This is a genomic window from Aquabacterium sp., assembly GCF_004297345.1.
Taxonomy (GTDB): domain Bacteria; phylum Pseudomonadota; class Gammaproteobacteria; order Burkholderiales; family Burkholderiaceae_C; genus Aquabacterium.
In genome coordinates, this window is sequence record NZ_SCTN01000621.1 from 1 (window position 1) to 1,541 (window position 1,541).

General features: G+C 55.4%; 2 protein-coding genes and 1 pseudogene. All 3 read left to right on the top strand.

The window, feature by feature from the left end; genetic code table 11:
- Positions 1-36 precede the first annotated feature (36 nt).
- Positions 37-555, top strand: a complete 519-nt coding sequence (locus EPO09_RS22195) for a DUF2867 domain-containing protein (RefSeq protein ID WP_290646808.1) — start codon at positions 37-39, stop codon at positions 553-555.
- Positions 556-826: 271 nt separating this feature from the next.
- Positions 827-1,294 carry a helix-turn-helix domain-containing protein gene (locus EPO09_RS22200; RefSeq protein ID WP_290646806.1) on the top strand — a complete coding sequence of 156 codons (468 nt, stop codon included), beginning with the start codon at positions 827-829 and terminating at the stop codon, positions 1,292-1,294.
- A gap of 155 nt (positions 1,295-1,449) precedes the next feature.
- A pseudogene (locus EPO09_RS22380) lies at positions 1,450-1,541 on the top strand (tRNA-binding protein); the annotation flags it as partial.

Consider the following 1,541-nt stretch of genomic DNA (forward strand, 5'->3'; position numbering starts at 1 on the left):
CGGCGCCGCTTACCTTGGGCGTTAGGCCCACACAAAATGCACGCACAAGCCACTGATGTACCGGCATTTAGCGCACTCAGTGAGAGCTTGCGCACGGCCTACTTCTACGACTGCTACTCCGTTGAGCTACCCACCGATTCGAGAAGCCCACTTGAACTCTATTTGAGCGTTGTTTCCCAAACGCCTCGCTGGGTCGACTTCCTCATGAACATACGCAACAAAGTAGTTGCAAGGCTGGGACTTAAGGACATGGGGCCGCTGAGCGGTATTGACCCGCAGAAGCCGCCCCAAGCCTATCGAGTAGGTGATCAAGCGGGCATATTCAAGGTTCTCGAGCTGCACGAACGCGAAGTTATCCTCGGGGAAACAGATAGACACTTGAACGTGAAGATCTCCGTGACAACCCAGGATAAGCCCGGATGCACAGTTGCGTCGGTTTCTACCGTGGTTCACGTTCACAACCTCATGGGGCGCATCTACATGTTCTTTGTCACGCCCGCCCATCGCATCATTGCACCCGCAACGGTGTCCAAGTTAGGGCCGCGTGCCCATTAACACGCTTGCTTATGGCCATCGCCCCAAATTCAGCGCCTAACTGGGCGGTCAAGCCGACGCCAATACTGGCCATGGCTTCGCCATTTTCATGGCCAGCATTGGTACCCTCCGCCCTAGCGGGCTCCGGCGCCGCTTACCTTGGGCGTTAGGCGTCTCAGGCTGCGGCATTGTCGCCCTCTGTCGCGTTGGTGTCGCTATGCTGTCGTACTCGTGTCGTAGCCGGCTTCGCTCAAATGCTTCAACCTCTGCGGCGTGATGACAAGGACTCTCTATGAATGTTCAGAAATTACGCCTGCAACGTGGTTGGTCTCAACAGCAACTCGCCGAATTGAGCGGGCTTAGCGCTAGAACCATTCAGCGCATTGAAAACGGTCAACCAGCCAGCGCAGAATCCTTGAAATCACTGGCGTCGGTCTTCGAGATCGACTTCTCTACTCTCACCAGTGAGCAAGACATGAGCGCAACTAGCACATCCAAGCAGGACGAACAACTCGCACTCGCGAAGGTTCGCAAAATCAAAGGCTTCTATATTCACCTGGCACAGTACGTTGTGGTCATTAGCGCGCTTGCAGTTATCAACCTAGTAACGCATCCATCAAAGTTGTGGTTCTTCTGGCCCGCCTTTGGCTGGGGAATTGGCATCATTGCTCATGCCGCAGCCACATTTGAATTCATCCCATTCTTCGGGGCAGAATGGGAGCGAAAGCAAGTAGAAAAACTATTGGGGCGCACACTGTGAATCATTCTCGAACGGGCCGCCGCCTAACTGGTCGTTCAACGCGGACGCCACGGCAGGCCATGCCTTCGGCATTCTCATGGCCTGCCGCGGTACCCTCCGCGCTTCGCGCTACGGCGCCGGTTAACTAGGGCGTTAGGCCACCAGAAAGACAAGCAATGGAGCAAATCGAATGGAATGACTTCACAAAGGTGGAGTTGCGTGTCGGCCGGGTCATTAGCGCCGAACCATTCCCTGAGGCTCGTAAGCC